Consider the following 19,367-nt stretch of genomic DNA (forward strand, 5'->3'; position numbering starts at 1 on the left):
ATCATGACCCATCTGAAAACCCTGCTGGCCACGGCCCTGACCGTGCTGTCCTTCTCTGCCGTCGCACAAACCAGCGTGCAAATTACCGACCCGTGGGTGCGCGCCACCGTGCCGCAGCAAAAAGCCACGGGCGCCTTCATGCAGATCACGGCGCCGAAAGCCATGCGCCTGCTGGAAGTGCGTTCGCCCGTGGCCGGCGTGGCGGAAATCCATGAAATGAGCATGACGGACAATATGATGCGCATGCGCCAGGTCAAGGAAATCGCCTTGCCGGCCGGCAAGGCCGTCGAACTGAAACCGGGCGGCTACCACGTGATGCTGCTGGAACTCAAAGGGCAGGTGAAGGCGGGCGACAAGATTCCGCTGACCCTCGTCGTCGAAGGCGAAGACAAGCGCCGCGAAACCATCGAAGTCAATGCCGTGGCCCGTCCGCTGGGCGCCACCTCGGCGCCGATGCCGGCGATGAAGCACTAAGCCTGCCGCCAGTCCCTTGAAAAGCCCGGTTCGCCGGGTTTTTTTGTGTCCGCCTGAAAGTTAAACGACTGTTTGATATAATTCCATGCAATATTAAACGGCTGTTTAAATGATGGGAATGGCATGACGGAAGAAACGAGAAGTGACAGGGAAGCGGAGCCGGCGCGCGCACGCATCCTGCAAGTGGCGGCCCAGCTGTTTGCCGACGACGGCTACAAGGTCGCGTCCGTGCGCAAGATTTGCGAGGCGGCCCACGTGAATGTGGCGATGGTGAATTATTACTTTCATAGCAAGGAAGAGCTGCACCTGGCCGCTTTTGACTATGCGCGCGAGCTGGCGCGGGCCTCGGCCGCCGATGTGGCGGCGGCAAGTGCGCAGGCGCAATTGCCGCCAGTGGAACAGTTGCGCCTGGCCATAGAAGCGCTCGTCTCCGACATGTTGCGCTCGGGTCCGGCTTCGCTGTTCAGCCGCCTGGTGGCGCGCGAACTGATCGAGCCGACGGCCGCCATCCACAAACTGGCCGAGCGCAATGTGCGCCCGCAGCACGTCTTGTTCACTAGCCTGATCCGTGGCGTGGTGGGGCCGGCCATGCCCGACGACGTGGTACAGAAATGCGTGTTCAGCGTGATCGGCCAAGCCGTGTTCTATGCCCGTTCGCGCATCGTGCATGAACTGGTGGCGCCGGAAATCACCTATGACGAAGCGGGTATCGCCGATATCGCCCGGCATATTGCCGCCTTCTCGCTGGCGGCCCTCGACGGCTTGCGTCGCCAGTATGTTGCGCAGGAGCTTGCATGAAAACCAGAAACTTGACCCTGGTGCTGGCCGGGCTGGCCATGCTGGGCCCGTTCGCCACGGACACCTTCCTGCCGTCGTTTCCCGCGATCGGCACGCATTTCGACGTCAGCAGCGTGCTGGTGCAGCAGACCCTGAGCGTCTACCTGGCCGCCTATGCCTTCATGACCTTGTTCTACGGCACCTTGTCCGACTCGTTTGGCCGCCGCCCCGTGATCCTCGCCTCGCTGCTGATCTTCGCCGTGGGCTCCATCGGCGCCGCATTTGCGCCCAGCTTTGGCTGGCTGCTGTTTTTCCGCGGCATGCAGGGCGCCTCGGCGGGAGCGGGCAGGGTCATCGGGCAAGCCATCGTGCGCGACACCCTGTCTGGCGCGGCCGCGCAAAAGATGCTGGCCAATATCATGATGGTGTTCGGCATCGCGCCCGCCATCGCGCCCATCATCGGCGGCTGGCTGCACGTGGCCTACGGCTGGCAATCGACGTTCGTTTTCACGTTTTCCGTCACCGTGCTGCTGGCGCTGGCCTGCCTGAAAGGCTTGCCGGAAAGTTTAGCCGTCGAGCAACGCCAACCCTTCCACCCAGGCAACATCGCGCGCAATTACTGGCTGGCCTTGCGCCACCGGGCGTTCCTGCTGCGTTCGCTGGCCGTGGCCTTCGCCTTTGGCGGCTTCGCCCTGTACATCGCCTCGGCCCCGCATTTCATCCTGGAACTGCTGCACTTGCCGGAAACGGCGTTTGGCTGGATGTTCATCCCCATGGTGGCTGGCCTGGTGGGTGGCTCGGCGCTGTCGGGCAAGCTGGCGCATGCGGTGAAAAGCACCGTGCTGGTGCGCTGGGGCTTGCTGGCCATGGCGGCCACGGGGGCGCTCAATATCGCTTACAACCACTGGTTTGCGGCCAGCATCCCGTTCGCTGTCGTGCCCGTGATGCTGTATGCGTTCGGCATGTCGCTGGCCTTGCCGGGCATGACCATGTCGACGCTGGACATTTTCCCGCAGATGCGGGGCCTGGCCGCGTCCCTGCAAAATTTCGTGCAAATGCTGGTGTTTGCCCTGGTGTCCGGTTTTGTCGCACCGTTGCTGTTCGACAGCGCATTTAAATTGGCGCTGGGACAGGCTTCGGCCGTCGTGCTGGCCGCCGCGTTCTGGTGGCTGGGCAGCCGCCAGGAGGCGGAGCAGGGCGTGGCGGGGATTGTCAAAATAACATGATGGCCCTTGGAAAAGGATGGCATGCATTCTGCTTTGTTACACTGTGACAATCAGACCCCGCCGCGGGCATAGCAGCACGCGCGCGGGTCTAAGCAGTTTTGCAACTTTACCTTTGGCTATCATGCACTTGATTAACTCCAGTTTGAACCACGCCTTGCGCGTGCCGCTGGCGGCGGAAATCCACTCGCGGCCGTTTTTGCAGCTCGACGCTCCCGAGCTGATCACCCATCTGGCCGTCTACAAGGATGACAGCGCGGCGCCCGGTGCGTCGAATATGGCGGCCCAGCACGCCACCCTGGCGGCCCTGTGCACGCATTTCGGCGTCACGCCGCCCGCCGCCGAAGCCAAGTATTTTTATTATGACTTTGGCCGCTTCCGCCTGAAATGGGAATGCCACACGGAATTTGCCACGTTTACCTTTGCCGAGCATCCAGGGCAGGCCTTGCCTCTGGCGCAGGCGTTCGAGCGCATGCCCCTGGAACAGTTGCCGCAGCAGTGGCTGGTGGGTTTGAAGGGCAAGCTGATGGTGGCCGCGCACGTGGTGCTGGAGCAGGCGACAGAGCCTGCCGAGATCTTCATGCAGGGCTTGTCGCGCGTGTTCGAGGGCAATACCCTGGCTGGCAGCAAAGTGTTGCAGGGCGGCGAATTGTGGACCGATTTCACGATACAGTCCGACGGCTTCAGCCGTTTCGTCATCCGCGATGCGGGCATGCGCTCGCAGCAGTCGGGCCGATTGGTGCAGCGCGTGCTGGAAATCGAAACCTACCGCATGATGGCCTTGCTGGGCTTGCCCTACGCCATGCAGGCGGCGCCATCCTTGAATGCCATCGAAAACGAACTGGCCACCCTGGCCGCCGCCATGGTTGATACGGACGATGCGCCGGGAGCCAGCAAGACGGACGACGGCGTCTCCGAGCAAGCCTTGCTCGACCGCATCACGCGCCTGGCAGCCCGCATTGAAAAGCTGTCGCTCGACAATAGCTACCGTTTTTCCGCCTCGAAAGCCTACATGGGCCTCGTGAAAGCGCGCATCGACGAGTTGCGCGAAGTGCGCATCGAAGGTATCCCGACGGTCGAGGAATTCATGGACCGCCGCCTGACGCCCGCCATGAACACCTGCGAAGCGATGGCTAGCCGCCAGGAAGCGATGGCGCAGCGCATTGCCAACACGAATGACTTGCTGCGCACGCGCGTGGGCATCGTGCAGGAATTGCAGAACCGGCAAATCCTGCAATCGATGAACGCCCGCGCGGCGCAGCAGTTGCAACTGCAGCAAGCGGTGGAAGGCTTGTCCGTGGCGGCGATCTCGTATTACGTGATTGGCCTGTTCAGCTACACGGGCAAGGCGGCCAAGGTGATGGGCTTGCCCGTGAATCCGGAAATCCTCGTCGGCGCCCTGGTGCCGTTCGTGGCAGCCGCCGTCTGGTTGGGACTGCGGCGCATGCATCACAAGCTGCACGCTGACTGAACAGGACGACGCTGCGCTGTCATTTTTGCTATCTTTCAACATTCGACCGTCAGGTGTTTTGAAAGGAAGTTGCGTGCTACCGAATGTTGGCGATGTTTACAGTGTGTTTTCGTCCGAGCTGCAGCAGTATGTGGCTTGCCAGGTCACCCGCATCAAGGATGTATCCTCGTCCAGGCCGGTAGCTGCCGTGCTGGAGCTGGACTGGACCGGCGACGCCTTGCCCGATGCGGCGGCCGTGCAAGCCATGCGGCCGCTGCTGTGCGACTATTTCTTCTGGAATAATCGCCACGATCACTGCTATGCCACGGCGAACGTGCCGCCTGGCCATACTCTCGTTGGCAATATCGCGCCGCTGGTGGATGTGGAAGTCAACAGCTACCGCAGCGGCTGGAACGTGGGCGACAGCGTGCTGCGCCAGCGTAACTGGGAGCGCATCGATCCGCTGCGGCGCCAGCAATTCAAGGCCGCGTCGGACGAGCGCGAAGTGACGCTCGGCGGCCACGTCTTCCGCCAGGATGCGACGAAAATCAATGACAGCGTCTTGCAGGCGTTGGACGACATATCCGAGCTGGAGCAACTGCCTTGCCTGATGTCCATCGAGACGGCCGATGGCACGCAGGCCTTGATGGCGTTTATCCAAGGCAATCCCTTCATCAATGAGCTGGACTGGCAGTCATCGACGGTGCATGCGCTCGATTTCAGCGGCAGTGGCTTGAGCCGTTTGATCCTGCAGCCCGATGGCGTCACCAGCCTGGTCTTGAACGAAGGCCTGGGCCTGCTCGCGCTGCGCGGCGCGCCATCGCCGGCGCTGCGCATCGACGATGGCGCCGATGGCCGCCATCTGACACTGCAGTGCAAGCACACGCTGCCGCCGTTCCACGGTCTCGGCCAGCTGGGCGGCCTGTCGCTGGTCAGCATGAAAGACGTTGATCTGGCGCAAGTGGCGCAGCGCTTTCCCCATCTGACGGCCTTGCGCATCTGGGGTAAGCCGGGGCTGGCGTCGCAGATGGCCAGCCTTGCGCAATTGGCCCAGCTGCGGATGTTTACCGCCTGTGATCTGTTCGGTTACACGGCGGAAGAGTTTCCATCAGCCACGCAATTGCCGCAGCTGTCGGCCTTGTGGCTGACCAGCTTGCCCGCTGATGTGGCCAAGGCCATCAAGGCCGGCTACAAGAAAGCGGCGGCGCTGGGACTGGATTTGTCGGTGGGCAAGGCGCGCAAGCCGGAATGGCTGGCTGACAACCTGCTCAACCCGTTCCGCGACTGGGATGGCCGCGAGCATATTTCCCCCGCGTATGCGAAAAAGGCGGCGCTGGCCTACAAGAATATGCTGGCCGTGACGCGCGGCATCGATGCCGCCATGGAGGCGACGGCGGTGGCCGCCGCGCTGGAAGCGATGGTCACCGCCTATGTGGCTGAATTCAACAAGATCGAGCGGCGTGCGAGCATCATCGAGACGGTCGAGCGCGAGGAAATCTACACGGTGCTGGCTGAGTTGCTGGTGCAGCTGCGGCAGCAACTGGGCGGGCAGGGCACTGCGCTCGTCGACGAGGCGGCCTTGCTGGACCTGTTCGACCGCTTGCGCGAATTCTAGTCTTGCCAGGGACTCTAGAAAAAAAGTTCTAGACAGAGCGTTCTAGACTGGGTATTCTAGCGGCATGTTAAAAAATACCTCCACTCCCCATCCCACGGCCGCCGAGCTGGACCTGCTGCGCATCCTGTGGCAGCGCGGTCCGTCCGACGCGCGCGCCGTGTACGACGCCCTGGCTGCAGAGCGTGCCGATGCCAGCTACGCCACCGTGCTGCGCCAGTTGCAGCTGATGCATGGCAAGGGCTTGCTGAGCCGCGATGAAAGCCAGCGGCCGCAACTGTATGCGGCCGTCGAAGCGCAGGAAAAGTTACAGACCAGCTTGCTCAAGGATTTGATCGGCAAGGTGTTTTCCGGTTCCGGCAAGGCGCTCGTGCTGACGGCGCTGCGCGAGCACGTGAGCGACGCGGAACGCCTGGAAATTGAAAAAATACTGCGCAGCAAGGATGGCGGCGCGCCATGAACCTGGACATGGGTTTGGGCATTGAGTTGGGCAAGCTTGTTCCTGCGCTGGGCTGGGTGCTGCTGTATTTTGTCTGGCAGGGCGTGATCGTCGGCGCCGTGTCTGCCGTATTGCTGTGGTTGCTGCGCCACGCCAGCGCGCGCTGGCGCTACGCCGTCTGCGCGCTGGCGCTGCTGCTGTGCCTGTGCATTCCCACCGTCCACCTGCTCTCGCTCCTGTCCGGCACATCGCTGGCCCAGCTGCCGGTGGACGCGCCGCCCGCCTGGCGCGCCGCGCTGCAAGCGTGGATGCCAGCCCTGGTGCTGGCCTGGAGCGCCGGCGTTGGCTTGATGAGCTTGCGGCTGTGCCTGGGCCTGGCCTGGGTTGGCAAGCTGCGCCGCCAGGCAGTGGCGGCGCCCGCCATCTGGCAGGCGCGCCTCGATGCGCTGGCTTTGCGCATGGGCTTGCGCAGCAGTCGGCCAGTGCCGCTGAAGCTGCATGCGGGCTTGTCCAGTCCCGTGACCGTGGGCTTCTGGCGCCCCGTCATCCTGCTGCCGGCCGCCTTGCTGAGCGGCATGCCCGTCGCCTTGCTCGAAGCGCTGCTGGCGCATGAACTGGCGCACGTACGGCGCTGGGATTACCTGGTCAACCTGTTGCAAAGCGTGGCCGAGGCGTTGCTGTTTTTTCACCCCGTCGTCTGGTGGCTGTCGGCGCGCATGCGGGCCGAGCGCGAACAGGTGGCCGACGCGCTGGCTGCGCAAGCGCTGCAAGACCCGCAGCAGCTGGCCTCGGCGCTGCATGCGCTGTCCCTGCATGCAGCCGCGCCGCAGCATTCCCGCTTGCTGATGTCGGCACGGGGCGGGGCGTTGCTGACGCGAATCGAACGCCTGATGGCGCCCGGCCCCGATACTGGCGGCTGGAAGCTGGCCGTGCCCGCCTTGCTGCTGGCTTGCGCCACCTTGCTGCTGCAGGCGCCGGGCAAGCCTGCCGTCAACGGGGCGGCCCTGGCCGAGGCCGCCGCCGTGATGCTGGACTTGCCCGTCAGCGCGAAACACATGCTGGTATTCGATGACGCCAGCGGCAAGGTGCTGATGGCAAAAGACGCGGACGCCGTCGTACCGATCGCCTCGATCACCAAGTTGATGACGGCCATGGTGGTGCTCGACGCAGGACAGGATAAGGAAGAGCAAGTGCGCATCGTGCGCGCCGATGCCGACGCTTCAATGCAGCGCCACAGCCTGCTGGCCGAGGGCGTGGCCGTATCGCGCGACGCGCTGTTGCAACTGGCGCTGTTGCCGTCCGAAAACCGCGCCGCCGCCGCACTGGCGCGCACCTATCCGGGCGGCAGCGCGGCGTTTCAGCAGGCCTTGCAAGCGAAGATCCGCCACCTGGGGCTGACGCGCACCACCTTGCTGGACCCCGTCGGCAGCTCGCCGGCGAACACCTCCACGGCCAGCGAGGTGGCGAAGATCGTCGCGGCGGCCGCGCGCTATCCGGACATCGCGCGCATCACCAGCCACCCGCAAGCGAGCGTGGCCGTCAATGGCAAGGTCCGTACCTTGCACAATACCAACCCATTGGTCGGTGGCAAGGGCTGGGACATTGTGCTGTCGAAAACTGGCAGCAGCAACGAAGCGGGCAGCTGCCTGACGATGCGCATGCGCAGCGGCGGCAAGCACGTCACTGTGGTGCTGCTGGACGCCGCCGGCGCGCAGCGGCGCTCGCTTGACGCCGGACACATCCGCGACACCCTGGCCGACAAGACCGGTCGCATGCATTGATACCCCCCCCCCCCCCGGGCGCGCCAGTGCGGGCGCCCATCTTTTTACACTCTGGAGATGAAGATGACACTATTGGCGAAGTTGATGCTGGCTACGGTTGCGACCATGGCGGCTGGCACGGTGCAGGCGAAGACCCCCGCACCGGTGCAGGATAAACCGGTTAATTGCGACAATTGCAAGGAATGGAACGCTCCCGTCAAGCCGTTCAATGTCTTTGGCAATACCTGGTATGTGGGCACGGCCGGCCTGTCCGCCGTGCTGGTGACGAGTCCGCAGGGGCATATCCTGCTCGACGGCGCGCTGCCGCAATCGGCACCCCTGATCGTGGCGAACATCAAGGCGCTGGGCTTTCGCATCGAGGATGTGAAATACATCCTCAATTCGCACGCCCATTGGGACCATGCGGGCGGCATCGCCGCGCTGCAGCGGGCCAGCGGCGCCATCGTGATGGCCAGCGCAGCCGCCGCCCCGGTGCTGCAAAGCGGCACCAACGGCAAGGACGATCCGCAGTACCAGGCCGATCCCGTCGTGCATGTGGCCAAGGTGCGCAAGGTCAGCCTGGTGGGCGAGGGCGATACCGTCAAGGTAGGACCGTTGTCCTTGACGGCCCACATGACGCCGGGCCACACCCCCGGCGGCACGACATGGACGTGGACATCGTGCGAAGGCCAGCGCTGCCTGGACGTCGTGTATGCGGATAGCCTGAACCCGTATTCGAGCGGCGATTTCCGCTATACGGGCAAAGGCGGCACGCCCGATATTTCGGCCTCGTTCGAAGCGAGCATCGCCAAGGTGGCCGCCTTGCCATGCGACATCATCATCCCCGTGCATCCGGGCACGACGGACGTGCTGGGCAAGGCAGCCAGGCGCAGCGGTCAAGATAATCCCCTGATCGACGCCGGCGCCTGCCGCGCCTATGCGGCCGAAGCGGGCGGCTTGCTGGCCAAAAAGCTGGCGAAAGAACGGGGCGTCGCGTTACCAACCGAAGCCAAAGGCGCGGCGCACGCGCATTAAGCCTTTTACTCTGCCGCCTGCAGCTGTTTTTGCAGGCGTTTCAGAAACACCGTCATTTCCTTGACGGCTTGCAAGTCGCCTTGCTGCTGGGCCACGGTCACGCCCGTGGTCCAGGCGGCTTGCGCTTCGTCCGGGCGGCCCAGCTGGTGCAGGGCCTTGCCCAGCAGTTTCCAGGCGGCGGAATAGCCGGGCTGCTGTACGGTGGCTTGCGCCAGGTGCAGGGCCGCTTGCTCTGCGTCTTGGTCTTTCAGGCAAGCATCTCCCAGGCCAAAGCGCAGCAGGGCGTTGTCGCGCCCCTGCGCCAGCAGTTTTTCCAGATTTTCACGCATGCCCGATTCCTTAATATGCAAGTTAATGCTTGCATATTAGCGCTTGAGCGCGCGGGAAACAAGCCCGCGTTCAATCCTGCACATCCACCACCAGCTTGCCGCGCGCGCTGCCGTCCATCTGCGCCACATGCGCATCGTGCGCCGTGTGCAGGGTAAAGCGGTGTGGATCGAGCCGCACCTGCAGCTTGCCCGCCTCGATCAGCTTATTGGCTTCGCGCAAGATGGTGCCATGGCGCGCATGATTCTCACCGCTCAACAGGGGCAGCAGCGTGAACACGCCCGAGTAAGTCGCCGCGCGCGCCGTCAGCGGGCTCAGGGCGAACGTGCCCCAGCCCAGGCAACTGACGACGTGGCCGCCATAGATGCGTGCCGCCCGGAAGCTGGCATCGAGGGTGGCGCCGCCCACCGTGTCGTAGACGATGTCGAAACCGGCGCCGTCCGTATGTTCGGCCACGTAGTCGTCCACCGTGCTGGTGCGGTAATCGATGAAGCGGGCGCCCAGCGTCTCGATGGCATCGCGGCTGGCCGCGCTGCCCGTGGCATACACTGTGGCGCCAAGGGCGACGGCGAGCTGCACGGCCATGTGGCCCACGCCGCCTGCGCCTCCATGCACGAGCACGCTGTCGCCCGCCTTCACGTGGGCACGATCCACTAAACCTTCCCAGGCCGTGATGAAGACGAGGGGCAGGGCGGCTGCTTCGCGCATGCTCAGCGCTGGCGGCACGGGCGCCAGCAGCGCGGCGTCGAAAACGCCGTACTCGGCCAGCGAGCCCTGGACGCCGGCTATGCCGCCCGCCATGCCATAGACTGTTGCGCCAACATGAAAAGTCGTCACGCCGTCGCCCACGGCCGCCACCGTGCCGGCCACGTCGATGCCGAGGATGGCGGGCAGGCTGGGCCGGGCGTGCGGGGCGGCGCCGGCAGCGATTTTCGTGTCGAGCGGATTGACGCCGCTGGCGGCGATGCGCACGAGCACTTGCCCGGGGCCGGGCTGCGGCACGGGCAGGTGCTCGATGCTCATGGGGCTGGCAAAGCTGGTGAGGACGAGGGCTTGCATGAGGTTCTCCTGTGGTTGATGCCCCAGTCTAGGCGGGAATCACGCAAAGAAAAACAGGGCGCGCCCCGATGCACTATTTCGAAATCGTGGATAATCGCTTGCAAAACAGGAGGGAAAAGCATGGACAGACTGGAAGCAATGCACGTGTTTTGCGCCGTGGTCGAGGCGGGCGGCTTCAGCAAGGCGGCGCAGCGCCTGGGTATCTCGACCTCGTCCGTGACGAACCAGGTGGCGGCGCTGGAAAAACACTTTGGCGTGCGCCTCTTGCAGCGCACCACGCGCAGCATGTCGCTCACGGCCGAAGGCCGGCAATGCCATGTGCAGGCGCGCCAGCTGCTGGCCGACATGGCGGTGCTGGAGTCCAGTCTTGAACAGGCGGTCGGGAAACCTTCGGGCAGCTTGCGCGTGGATATGCCCAGCAGCATCAGCCGCAACCTGGTGGCGCCCGCCTTGCCCCGCTTTATCGCCGCCTACCCGGACATTTCCCTGCGCCTGACGGTCAGCGACCGCCTGGTTGACATGGTGGAAGAGGGCACCGACGTGATGCTGCGCATCGGCGAGCCGCAGGATTCATCGCTGGTGGTGCGCAGCCTGCTGAAGATGGATTATCTGTGCTGCGCCTCGCCCGCCTTTGTCGCCAAGCATGGCATGCCGCACACGCCGCAGGAGCTGGACCAGTTTGCCTGTCTGCATTTCCTGTATCCGAAAGCGCGCCAGGTGCGCCCCTGGCTGTTCCAGGCCGAGGAGGGAGAGGGGGACGACGCGGCGTATGCGCACACGCCGCCGGCCGCCTTGGCCTTCGACCATATCGAATCGATGATCGCCGCCGCCCAGGCCGGATGCGGCATCGTCCAGGCGCTGTCCGTTTCCGTGTTGCAGCCGCTGCGTGAAGGCAGCCTCGTGCCCGTGCTGCAACCGTTCTGCACGCGGGGACCGGACTTGTGGGCGCTGTTCCACCCGCGCCAGCTGCGCGCGGCCAAGGTGCAGGTGTTCGTGGAGTTTTTGGCGCAGATTTTCCGGGAAGGCTTTAATGAGAATTGATTATCAATTATAATGCAAGCCTATTGCATTGAATTGCCCCTTGTCAGGAATCCCATGTCCGTGTTTTACCGCCGCCCCGTGGCGCTTTTGCTGGCCGCCGCTTCTCCCCTGGTGCTGGCAGCCGACCCTGCCGTCGATAGCTTTGATGCGCAGGACGTCGTCACCGTCAAGGCCGAGCGCCAGCATTACCGCAGCCTGTCCGCCACGGGCGCCACCAAGACGGATGCCTTGCTGATGGACTTGCCGCAAAGCGTGCGCGTGTTGACCGGCGACCTGCTGCGCGACGCCGGTGTGACGACTTTGGCCGGCGCGCTGGACCTGGCCAGCGGTATTTCAAAACAAAGTCCGCTGGGCGGCCTGTGGGACAGCTACGCCATGCGCGGCTTCACGGGCGACCCGAATTTCGGCTCCGACTACATGGTCAACGGTTTCAGTTCCAGTCGCGGTTACAACGGCATGCGCGACGGCGGCAATACGCAGAATGTGGAAGTGCTGAAAGGCCCCGCTTCGGCCCTGTACGGCCGTGGCGAGCCGGGTGGCACGGTGAACATCACGACGAAAAAGCCGAAGTTTGCGCCCGAATACAGTGCCGATATGTCACTCGGCAGCTTTAGCACGCGCCGCGCAGCGCTGGATTTGACGGGACCGTTGAGCGACACCATCGCCTACCGCCTGAACGCGGCGCATGAAGAAGGGCACAGCTTCCGCGATACGGTGAAAGTCGAACGCAGCCTGTTTTCGCCGTCCTTCCTGTGGCTGGCTGGCGAGCACACGACCGTGTCGTATGAAATCGAAGCGGTGCGCCAGCGCGCGCCGTTCGACCGGGGCGTGGTTGCCGTGAACGGCAAGCTGGGTCTTGTCCCCGTCTCGCGCTTCCTGGGCGAACCTGGCGACGGCCCGATGACGGTCAAGTCGCTGGGGCAGCAGCTGTTTATCCACCACGCGCTGTCCGACGACTGGACGCTGCAGGCAGGGGCTTCTTACCGCGACAGCGCATTGAGCGGTTATTCGACCGAAGCGAACAGACTGCTGGTCGATGGCCGCACGCTGAACCGCCAGCGCCGCCACCGCGATTTCTCGGCCACCGACGTCTCTGCCCGCGTCGAGTTGCTGGGCAAGTTCAAGACGGGCGCGCTGGCGCATGAGGTGCTGGCCGGTGTCGACGCCTATCACTTCGATGACCACCGGGTGCAGCTGCGCCGCAATCCCTCGGCCGCCAACGCCTATGCCATCGACATTTTCAATCCCGTGTATGGAGGCAAGGCCGCTCCGCTGGCCCTGTCCATCGATACGCAGGAAGGGCAAAGGGCGCGTGGCCTGTATGCGCAGGACCAGGTCGACCTGGGCGCGCAATGGAAGGCGCTGGTCGGCGTGCGCCATGATACGTACACGCAGGATGTGACGAATAATCGCCTGAACGTGAGCAACCGCCAGTCGCTGTCGGCCACCAGCCCCCGCGCAGGCCTCGTGTATCAGCCGTCGCAGGCGTGGTCGCTGTATGCAAGCGCGGCCAAGGGCTTCCGGCCCAACAGCGGCATCAGCATCGCCAATCAGGCTTTCCCGGCCGAGCGCAGCCGCTCGTATGAACTGGGCGCGAAGCTGGAGACGGGCAAGCTGACGGGCACGGTGGCCGTGTACGACATCCGCAAGAGCAATGTGTTGACGACCAATCCCGCCAACACGGACTTCGCCATCGCGGCGGGCGAGGTGGGCAGCCGTGGCATGGAACTCGACGTGTCGGGCGAAGTGGCGCGCGGCTTGCGCGTCTCGGGCGCCTATGCCTACACCAACGCCACCGTCACGCGCGGCGACAATACGATCGTGACGGGCAGCCGCTTCGCCAACGTGCCGCGCCACAGCGCCAACCTGCTGGCCACGCAGCAATTCGCGCTGGCTACGGGCACGGCCAGCGTGGGCGGCGGTGTGCAGTACGTGGGCGTTCGCCTGGGCGACGTGGCCGTCAGCAGCAAGTTCACCCTGCCGGCCTACACGACGGCCAAATTGCTGGCGTCTTATTCTCCCAACGCCAAACTGCGCCTGGCTTTGAACGTGGAAAACCTGTTCAACCGCAGCTATTATGCGAGTTCGTATAGCCAGCTGTGGGTGGCGCCGGGGGCCGAGCGTACGGTGACCCTGAATGCCCATTACCGTTTCTAAGCGATGACGATGACATTGACTACATCCTCCACCCTGCGTACCCGCATCGCCGTCATCGACGTGCTGCGCGGCCTCGTCATGCTGATCATGCTGTTCGACCATGTGCGCGAAACGGTCTTTTTACACCACCAGGTCAGCGACCCGATGGATGTGGCCAGCGTCGATCCTGCCCTGTTCTTCACGCGCCTGGCGGCCCATGTCTGCGCGCCCATGTTTGTATTTTTGACGGGCTTGTCTGCCTGGCTGTATGCGCATCCGGCTGCCGGACCGCGCAGCGCCGGCGGTTTCCTGTTCAAGCGGGGCTTGCTGCTGGTCGTGCTGGAACTGGTGTTCGTCAACTTCGCCTGGAGCGGGGCGTTTCCACCGGCCGTGCTGTATTTGCAGGTGATCTGGGTCATCGGCCTGGCCATGATGGCGCTGGCCGTGCTGCACAAATTTCCATTGAAAATATTGGTGCTGCTCGGTGTGGCGATTGTTGCGGGACAGCATCTGTTGACAGGCTTGCGCGTGGAAGAGGGCAGCTTTGCCTATTACGCTCTGACGGTATTGCTGCAGCGCGGTTACCTGGTGGCGGACGGCGCCATGAAGATCAAGGTCAGCTATCCGCTGCTGCCGTGGATAGGCGTGATCGTGCTCGGCTATGCGGCCGGCCCCCTGTATGCGCGCAGCCGTTCGCCGGAGAACCGTCGTCGCCGGCTGCTGGCGCTGGGCGCGGGCAGTTTGCTGCTGCTGGCCGTGTTGCGCGGCTTCAATATCTATGGCGAAACCCTGCCGTGGGTGGCGGGCGACACGGCCGGGCGTACGGTCATGAGCGTGCTCAACTTCACCAAGTACCCGCCATCGCTGGATTTCCTGCTGTTCACCCTGGGCCTGGGCTTGCTGGGCATGGCCTGGCTGGAAAGCGTCGATAACTGGTTCACGCGGGCTTGCGCCACCTTTGGCGGCGCGCCCATGTTCTACTATCTGCTGCATTTATACCTGCTGCTGGCTATCGGCCTCACCTTGACGGCCGTGCTGGGTGCCAACCACGGTGCCCGTTATGGCGTCGAGCACATCTGGCAAGTCTGGCTGCTGGCCTTGCTGCTGATGCCCGTGCTGTACTTCCCTTGCCGCGCGTTTGCCAATTACAAGCGCACGTCGACGCAGGCGTGGGTGCGCTACTTCTAAGCTCGCTTACTTGCAATACAACCTGTCAATGCTGTGGCTCGATGCCAGGTAATGTCGCGTCTGCCAACCGATCGCCACCCTGTAGGCGCACGGTGGATCGAGCGCCACGTTGACGGGGAAGCCGCCATTGTTGCCTGATAAATGCGGCCCGCCCGCGCCGCCACGAAACAGATAATTGCTCGGTGGCGGTGGCGGGGTGAAGCTGGCGGCCGGCAGCGGTGGCGGCGGGTGCGTGATGCCGTTGTTGTTGGAAATCGTGATATTGAAGAAGCGCAGATGCGGATGGTCGATCGTGTACAGGATATGCACGAGGCCGCCCGCGATGGGGTTGCAGGCATTGCTGCGCAGCTCTTCCAGGTCCAGCGCCACGATGACGGGCGAGTTGTCGAAGACGATGGAGTCGAGCCCGTCCGTGGCCACGAGCGCCAGGCTGACGCCGTCGCGTACCTCGAAGCCCAGGCGGTAGCGGCGTATCGGTTCGCTCTCGGCCGCGCTCAGGCTGCGGCCAGCGTCGAGGATGGGCAAGCCGCCCGGCAGCTTGGCCGGGTGCAGGCTGGTGATGGCCGGTGTATTCACGGTCAGCAAGTCAAACGTGCGCAGGAAGATGTTGGGCGTCACGTTGACGATGGCCGTCGTGCCGTCGCGCATGTCAACGGTGACGGGCTTGCCGTCCACCCGTATCCAGCCACCCGGTTTCAAGTCGCCCGCGTCGATGATGACGGGCGCCGAATCGCCGAGACCCAGTCCATTCGTGTAAAACACATAGCCAACGTGTGTGCCGAGCACTTGCGTCAACGGCGCCTGGCTGGCGGGCGCCACCGAAGGGATGGCTGCCGGGTCGTCGCTGCCGCCGGGCCAGGACCATTCGCCGATCAGGAAACGGTATTCGAGCGGGTTGGCGGGGATGGCGCTGTTGCGCAGCGGGCAATTGCCCTTCAAGGTGACGCCGCCGGCGAACACGTACGAGGCGCCGGCGCCGCCCGCATAGCCTTGCGCGGAAAAGCCGGCCAGCGAGGGGAACGGGTGGATGTCGAAGATTTCCACCTGCTGCCAGTGGGGGACGCCTTCCACGTCGGGCGGCAAGACGTCTTTCGAGCATAATTCAACGCAGAAACAGTGGCCCACGTTTTCGCGACCCGGTTGGCGCCCGTTCGATTGCGTTTCCGACAGAATCGTCACGCTGCCCAGCTGCGCCGTGAAATACACGTCGGGTCCGCTGGCGAATTCCACGTTGATGAACGGCGAGAACGGTGTCAAGGTGAAGTCCGACGTCAGGTAATCGATGCGGAAGCGCCCGCTGGCGTCCGTCACTGCGACGCCCAGCGCATCGTCCTGCAGCCAGTCGGCGTCGAAGGCCCGCACCGTGGCGCCGGCGATCGGCGCGTGGGGAGCGTCGCACGTGCGCAATCGGCCGCAGATGGTCCAGGCGCCGAAGCGGGCGCGCACCAGGCACCAGAAACGTTGCGGCAGGCAATAGTCCCAGACGGCGAGAAAATCATTGTCGACCTGGCGCCAGCGGGGCTGGATGGTGGTGAGGGAGAACTGCAACGGCACGGGATCTTTCGGCCCCGGTTTCAAATGCGGCACGGCAGGGCACAGGATGTCGACTTCGACGGCCTCGCCCTGGTAAGCGTCTTCCAGGGTAAAGCTGAAGTTGCCATCGTCATCCGTGCGCGTTTCGGCCAGTAGGAAGGGCGCTTTCGCCTGCACTTCCTCGTCCGTGAGGATGGCGAAGGTTTCCTTGGCGCTGGCCACAGCCAGGGCCGTGACGTTTTGCGACTCGCGCGGCCGGTACAGGCGCACGATGACGTGGGATAAGGCTTCAGGACACTCGGCACAGATCAAGCCGCACAGCTTGCCCCGCAGGATGTAGGCCATGATGGCTCCCTTGCTGATGTGGACGGCGCGCCGCTCGGAATGGCGACGCTGTTACCAAGCTAGCAAATGAATGGCCGATGGACTTGATCTGGATTAAAGGCGGGCCAGCTATTTAATCAGTGCCAGCACTTCGCGGAAACGCGGGTGCTTGCAATCGCGCAGCCATTCAAAGGCCAGCATCTCCACCGTCACCAGATGGGCACCGAGCTTGTCCAGGCGGGCCAGTGCCGCATCGCGGCTGGCGGCATGGCGCGACCCGACGGCATCGATGGCGATGATCACGTCGTAACCGCGTTCCAGCAGGCCGACGGCCGTCTGCAGCATGCATACATGGGCTTCGCACCCCGTGACGACGATCTGTCTGCGCCCGGCGGGTAGCATGTCCTGCAAGCCATCAGAACAGGCACCGAAATGCGTCTTGTGCAGGGTCCGTTCGCACAGGGCGGCGATCTCTTCCACGTTCGGCCCCAGTCCCTGGCGGTTTTGTTCCGTGCCCAGCACGGGCACGTCGAGCAGGCGGGCGATCCTGGCTAGGCGCAGGTTTTGCGCCAGCACGAGGCCGGCATCGTGGATGGCCGGCATCAAGCGGCCTTGCAGGTCGACAATGACCAAAACAGCCTGGCTCGCATCCATCAGCATGGCGTTCTCCTAATTAGTATGTGGCGACAGTGTAGCGCGCCGCGGCTTGCTCAAGCAGGCCAACTGGGCATGGCTGTTTCGCCCATCAGGTAGGCGTGATTCAAATCGATGGCGCTGCGCAGGTAGTTCCACAGGGCGCTGACCCGGGCGATATTGCGCCGCTCACTGGGCGAGACCATCCAGAAGGCGCGCAGCAGGTCGATCTCGCCGTCGAGCACGGGCACCAGTTCGTTCGACTGCTGCGCCACGAAGCAGGGCAGGATCGCCAGCGCCTGGCCCGCGCGCGCCGCGTGATACTGGGCGATCACGCTGGTGCTGCGAAAGGCGCGCAGGGAGTCGGGCGCCACGTTGTCCATGTAGCGCAGTTCCGAACTGAAGACCAGATCGTCCACATAGCCGATGATGGGGTGCTGCGCCAGTTGCGCCACGCTGGTGATGGGCGCGTGGCGCCCCAGGTAGGCGGGCGTGGCATACAGTTTCAGGCGGTAGTCGGACAGCTTCGTCACCACATACGGGCCGGACAGGGGGCGCTCGATGGAAATGGCCACGTCCGCCTCGCGCTTGGACAGGCTGACGAAACGGGGTACGGCGATCAGGTCCACGCTGATGTGCGGATAGCGTCCGCAAAACTGCGCCAGGTGGGGCGCCAGCACGATGGCGCCGAAGCCCTCGGTGGCGCCCAGGCGCACCTGGCCCGACAGCAGCCGGTTATGTTCGCCCAGTTCTTCGGTGGCGGCAAACACCGTGCTTTCCATGGTTTCCGCATATTCCATCAGGCGGTGGCCTTCGGGCGTCAGCTGGTAGCCCACGTAGTTGCGGTCGAACAGCTGCGTGCCCACCTGCTCCTCGAACTTGCGCATGCGCCGCGACACGGTGGAATGGTCGATGCCCAGCTTTTTCGCCGCATCGACGAGGCCGGCGCTGCGCGTCAGTTCCAGGAAGACCCGTACATTGTCCCAATCGAGCATGGCTGATCCTCTCTGTGCATTTTTGCAAAGGAATTATGCATGAATTTCACTTGAATGCTTATTTTTACACATGCAGAATGCAGATATACATATAAGAAAAACCCTCACCCCTCAGGAGACACGCATGAAAAAAACCGTTCTGGCCATGGGCGCGCTGGCGCTCACCCTTTCCTTTGGCGGCGCACACGCGCAGATTTCCGATGGCGTCGTCAAGGTCGGCATCCTGACCGACATGTCCGGCCCGTATTCGGCCATGGGCGGGCGCGGCTCCGTCGTCGCCAGCCAGATGGCCGTCGAGGATTGCCTGAAAGCCGAATGCAAGGGCATGAAGATCGAGATACTCTCGGCCGACCATTTGAACAAGGCCGATATCGCCGCCTCCAAGGCGCGCGAATGGATAGATCGCGACAAGGTCGACGCCATCGCCGACCTGACCAATTCCTCGGTGGCCCTGTCCGTGCAAAAACTGATGAAAGAGAAAGGCGGCATCGCCATGTTCAGCGGTCCGGCCACGGGGCGGTTGACGAATGAAGACTGCTCGCCGAACGGCTTCCACTGGATGTTCGATACCTATTCGCAGGCGGCCGGCACGGCGGCGGCGCTGACGAAACTGGGTCAGAAATCCTGGTACTTCGTCACCGTCGATTACGCGTTCGGCCACTCGCTGGAAAAAGACGCCAGTGAAGTCGTCAAGCGCAATGGCGGCACGGTGCTGGGCGCCGTGCGCCATCCGCTCAACGCGTCCGATTTCTCGTCCTTCCTGGTGCAGGCGCAAGGCTCCAAGGCACAGGTGATCGGTCTGGCCAACGGCGGCGCAGACGTGGTCTCGGCCATCAAGCAGGCGCGCGAGTTCCGCATCGGCAGCGGCAAGGACCAGCGCCTGGCCGCCTTGCTCGTGTTCCTCTCGGACGTGCACGCGCTGGGCCTGGAAACGGCCCAGGGCCTGGTCTACGCGGATGGTTTTTACTGGGATTTCGATGACCGCAGCCGCGCCTTTGCGAAACGCTTCGAGGCACTCAACAAGGGCGCCAAGCCGACCATGGTGCAGGCGGGCGTGTATTCGAGCGTCTACCACTACCTGAAATCGGTGGCGGCCGCGAAGAGCGACGATTCGAAAATCGTCGCCCAGAAAATGCGCGAGCTGCCGATCAAGGACGCCGTCATGAACAACGCCTCGATCCGCCCCGACGGCCGCGTGATCCACGATATGTACCTGGTGCAGGTGAAAACCCCGGCCGAATCGAAAGGCGCATGGGATTACCTGAAAGTGCTGTCCACCATCCCCGCCGACCAGGCGTTCAAGACTATGGATGCGGCGGCGTGCAACCTGGTCAAGAAATAACCATCGAATACCTTACGGA

17 protein-coding genes are annotated in these 19,367 nt (G+C 63.7%); 12 read left to right on the forward strand and 5 right to left on the reverse strand.

Annotated elements, in window-relative coordinates:
- The first annotated feature begins 3 nt into the window (after positions 1 to 3).
- From SJI03_RS23935 to bla, 8 genes are all read left to right on the forward strand, one after another.
- On the forward strand, positions 4 to 474 hold the full coding sequence (locus SJI03_RS23935; protein WP_099380679.1) for a copper chaperone PCu(A)C: 471 nt from the start codon (positions 4 to 6) through the stop codon (positions 472 to 474).
- A 123-nt stretch (positions 475 to 597) separates the two neighbouring features.
- The gene (locus tag SJI03_RS23940; protein WP_322428867.1) at positions 598 to 1,272 is read left to right on the forward strand and encodes a CerR family C-terminal domain-containing protein; all 675 of its coding nucleotides are present in this window, start codon (positions 598 to 600) and stop codon (positions 1,270 to 1,272) included.
- Complete coding sequence (locus SJI03_RS23945) at positions 1,269 to 2,477, forward strand: multidrug effflux MFS transporter (RefSeq protein WP_322428868.1); 1,209 nt, start codon at positions 1,269 to 1,271, stop codon at positions 2,475 to 2,477. Before SJI03_RS23940 ends, SJI03_RS23945 begins: the two co-directional genes overlap by 4 nt.
- A gap of 121 nt (positions 2,478 to 2,598) precedes the next feature.
- Positions 2,599 to 3,945, forward strand: coding sequence for a DUF3422 family protein (locus tag SJI03_RS23950; RefSeq protein WP_099380676.1), 1,347 nt, complete (start codon positions 2,599 to 2,601; stop codon positions 3,943 to 3,945).
- A 73-nt stretch (positions 3,946 to 4,018) separates the two neighbouring features.
- Positions 4,019 to 5,539, forward strand: coding sequence for a hypothetical protein (locus tag SJI03_RS23955; protein WP_322428869.1), 1,521 nt, complete (start codon positions 4,019 to 4,021; stop codon positions 5,537 to 5,539).
- A gap of 64 nt (positions 5,540 to 5,603) precedes the next feature.
- Entirely contained in the window at positions 5,604 to 5,996 is a 393-nt protein-coding gene (locus SJI03_RS23960) for a BlaI/MecI/CopY family transcriptional regulator (protein ID WP_034757543.1), read from the forward strand.
- Between the two features lie 8 nt (positions 5,997 to 6,004).
- Positions 6,005 to 7,756: a M56 family metallopeptidase gene (locus SJI03_RS23965; RefSeq protein ID WP_322428870.1), complete on the forward strand. Its 1,752-nt coding sequence runs from the start codon at positions 6,005 to 6,007 to the stop codon at positions 7,754 to 7,756.
- Between the two features lie 84 nt (positions 7,757 to 7,840).
- Positions 7,841 to 8,770: a subclass B3 metallo-beta-lactamase gene (gene bla / locus SJI03_RS23970; RefSeq protein ID WP_322428871.1), complete on the forward strand. Its 930-nt coding sequence runs from the start codon at positions 7,841 to 7,843 to the stop codon at positions 8,768 to 8,770.
- Between the two features lie 5 nt (positions 8,771 to 8,775).
- Here the strand turns inward: bla and SJI03_RS23975 are convergent, their stop codons facing one another.
- Positions 8,776 to 9,099, reverse strand: coding sequence for a tetratricopeptide repeat protein (locus SJI03_RS23975; RefSeq protein WP_322428872.1), 324 nt, complete (start codon positions 9,097 to 9,099; stop codon positions 8,776 to 8,778).
- A 70-nt stretch (positions 9,100 to 9,169) separates the two neighbouring features.
- Positions 9,170 to 10,156 (reverse strand): zinc-dependent alcohol dehydrogenase family protein, encoded by a 987-nt coding sequence (locus tag SJI03_RS23980; protein WP_322428873.1) that lies wholly within the window; start codon positions 10,154 to 10,156, stop codon positions 9,170 to 9,172.
- A 120-nt stretch (positions 10,157 to 10,276) separates the two neighbouring features.
- Between SJI03_RS23980 and SJI03_RS23985 the strand changes: the two genes are divergently transcribed.
- From SJI03_RS23985 to SJI03_RS23995, 3 genes are read left to right on the forward strand one after another with little or no spacing between them, the layout of a single operon-like run.
- Positions 10,277 to 11,197 carry a LysR family transcriptional regulator gene (locus tag SJI03_RS23985; protein ID WP_322428874.1) on the forward strand — a complete coding sequence of 307 codons (921 nt, stop codon included), beginning with the start codon at positions 10,277 to 10,279 and terminating at the stop codon, positions 11,195 to 11,197.
- Between the two features lie 54 nt (positions 11,198 to 11,251).
- Positions 11,252 to 13,354: a TonB-dependent siderophore receptor gene (locus tag SJI03_RS23990; protein ID WP_322428875.1), complete on the forward strand. Its 2,103-nt coding sequence runs from the start codon at positions 11,252 to 11,254 to the stop codon at positions 13,352 to 13,354.
- A gap of 3 nt (positions 13,355 to 13,357) precedes the next feature.
- Entirely contained in the window at positions 13,358 to 14,521 is a 1,164-nt protein-coding gene (locus tag SJI03_RS23995; protein WP_322428876.1) for a DUF1624 domain-containing protein, read from the forward strand.
- 6 nt (positions 14,522 to 14,527) lie between these two features.
- On the opposite strand, the gene SJI03_RS24000 is transcribed toward SJI03_RS23995, so the two are convergent.
- The 3 genes from SJI03_RS24000 to SJI03_RS24010 all read right to left on the reverse strand — a co-directional run bounded on the left by SJI03_RS24000 (position 14,528) and on the right by SJI03_RS24010 (position 18,006).
- Positions 14,528 to 16,399, reverse strand: a complete 1,872-nt coding sequence (locus SJI03_RS24000) for a hypothetical protein (protein ID WP_322428877.1) — start codon at positions 16,397 to 16,399, stop codon at positions 14,528 to 14,530.
- 108 nt (positions 16,400 to 16,507) lie between these two features.
- A complete protein-coding gene (locus SJI03_RS24005; protein ID WP_322428878.1) occupies positions 16,508 to 17,038 on the reverse strand; it encodes an isochorismatase family protein in 531 nt (176 codons plus the stop codon).
- Positions 17,039 to 17,088: 50 nt separating this feature from the next.
- On the reverse strand, positions 17,089 to 18,006 hold the full coding sequence (locus SJI03_RS24010; RefSeq protein WP_099380667.1) for a LysR family transcriptional regulator: 918 nt from the start codon (positions 18,004 to 18,006) through the stop codon (positions 17,089 to 17,091).
- A gap of 124 nt (positions 18,007 to 18,130) precedes the next feature.
- Between SJI03_RS24010 and SJI03_RS24015 the strand changes: the two genes are divergently transcribed.
- On the forward strand, positions 18,131 to 19,348 hold the full coding sequence (locus SJI03_RS24015) for an ABC transporter substrate-binding protein (RefSeq protein ID WP_099380666.1): 1,218 nt from the start codon (positions 18,131 to 18,133) through the stop codon (positions 19,346 to 19,348).
- Positions 19,349 to 19,367 lie beyond the last annotated feature (19 nt).

This window comes from Janthinobacterium sp. GMG1 (assembly GCF_034427795.1).
Lineage (GTDB): Bacteria > Pseudomonadota > Gammaproteobacteria > Burkholderiales > Burkholderiaceae_D > Janthinobacterium.

Bases quoted from the DNA above. Each gene is read 5' to 3' on its own strand.
- SJI03_RS23980 (WP_322428873.1), bottom strand. From the start codon at position 10,156: ATGCAAGCCCTCGTCCTCACCAGCTTTGCCAGCCCCATGAGCATCGAG.
- SJI03_RS24010 (WP_099380667.1), bottom strand. From the start codon at position 18,006: ATGCTCGATTGGGACAATGTACGGGTCTTCCTGGAACTGACGCGCAGC.
- SJI03_RS24015 (WP_099380666.1), top strand. From the start codon at position 18,131: ATGAAAAAAACCGTTCTGGCCATGGGCGCGCTGGCGCTCACCCTTTCC.
- bla (WP_322428871.1), top strand. From the start codon at position 7,841: ATGCTGGCTACGGTTGCGACCATGGCGGCTGGCACGGTGCAGGCGAAG.
- SJI03_RS23960 (WP_034757543.1), top strand. From the start codon at position 5,604: ATGTTAAAAAATACCTCCACTCCCCATCCCACGGCCGCCGAGCTGGAC.
- SJI03_RS24000 (WP_322428877.1), bottom strand. From the start codon at position 16,399: ATGGCCTACATCCTGCGGGGCAAGCTGTGCGGCTTGATCTGTGCCGAG.
- SJI03_RS23950 (WP_099380676.1), top strand. From the start codon at position 2,599: ATGCACTTGATTAACTCCAGTTTGAACCACGCCTTGCGCGTGCCGCTG.
- SJI03_RS23990 (WP_322428875.1), top strand. From the start codon at position 11,252: ATGTCCGTGTTTTACCGCCGCCCCGTGGCGCTTTTGCTGGCCGCCGCT.
- SJI03_RS23985 (WP_322428874.1), top strand. From the start codon at position 10,277: ATGGACAGACTGGAAGCAATGCACGTGTTTTGCGCCGTGGTCGAGGCG.
- SJI03_RS24005 (WP_322428878.1), bottom strand. From the start codon at position 17,038: ATGCTGATGGATGCGAGCCAGGCTGTTTTGGTCATTGTCGACCTGCAA.
- SJI03_RS23940 (WP_322428867.1), top strand. From the start codon at position 598: ATGACGGAAGAAACGAGAAGTGACAGGGAAGCGGAGCCGGCGCGCGCA.
- SJI03_RS23945 (WP_322428868.1), top strand. From the start codon at position 1,269: ATGAAAACCAGAAACTTGACCCTGGTGCTGGCCGGGCTGGCCATGCTG.
- SJI03_RS23935 (WP_099380679.1), top strand. From the start codon at position 4: ATGACCCATCTGAAAACCCTGCTGGCCACGGCCCTGACCGTGCTGTCC.
- SJI03_RS23995 (WP_322428876.1), top strand. From the start codon at position 13,358: ATGACGATGACATTGACTACATCCTCCACCCTGCGTACCCGCATCGCC.
- SJI03_RS23975 (WP_322428872.1), bottom strand. From the start codon at position 9,099: ATGCGTGAAAATCTGGAAAAACTGCTGGCGCAGGGGCGCGACAACGCC.
- SJI03_RS23965 (WP_322428870.1), top strand. From the start codon at position 6,005: ATGGGTTTGGGCATTGAGTTGGGCAAGCTTGTTCCTGCGCTGGGCTGG.